This is a genomic window from Roseateles sp. P5_B10 (genome assembly GCF_056400485.1).
In genome coordinates, this window is record NZ_JBFULE010001687.1 from 1 (window position 1) to 553 (window position 553).

2 protein-coding genes are annotated in these 553 nt (G+C 62.2%); both read left to right on the plus strand.

Annotated elements, in window-relative coordinates; genetic code table 11:
* The coding region (locus AC1DU6_RS35340; RefSeq protein WP_477863246.1) for an ABC transporter ATP-binding protein C-terminal domain-containing protein at positions 1–68 on the plus strand (68 nt) is incomplete at its 5' end.
* Positions 61–553, plus strand: a 493-nt coding sequence (locus AC1DU6_RS35345) for an ABC transporter ATP-binding protein (protein ID WP_477863244.1), incomplete at its 3' end; no start/stop codon positions are given. The genes AC1DU6_RS35340 and AC1DU6_RS35345, both read left to right, overlap by 8 nt.

The window sequence follows — 553 nt, forward strand, 5'->3', positions numbered from 1 at the left end:
CGCCCGACGAGATCCTTCGGGATCAGCGCGTCGTCGATGCCTATTTCGGGGATCATCTCGATGCTTGAGATCGATAATCTGGTCGCGGGCTATGGCGGCGTGCCGGTGCTGCGCGACATCAATGTCAAGATCGCTGCGGGCGAGATCGTCGGCCTGCTCGGCGCCAACAATGCCGGCAAGACCACGCTAATCAATGCACTGTCCGGCATGGTCAAGCCGATATCCGGGCGCATTCTGTTTCTCGGCGAAGACATCAGCAAATTGACGCCGCAGGCGCGTGTCGAACTCGGCATCGTGCAGGTGCCGGAAGGCCGTCTGGTGTTTCCGGAAATGAGCATCCGCGAAAACCTTCTGCTTGGCGGCATCAATGCGCATGCGCGCAAGCATCGCCCCCAGCAGATGGAAAAAGTCATCGGGTTGTTTCCGCGGCTCGGCGAGCGGCTGACCCAGAGTGCCGGCTCGCTGTCAGGCGGCGAGCAGCAGATGCTGGCGATCGGCCGCGGGCTGATGGCGGAGGCCAAGCTGTTGATGCTCGATGAGCCCTCGCTCGGTC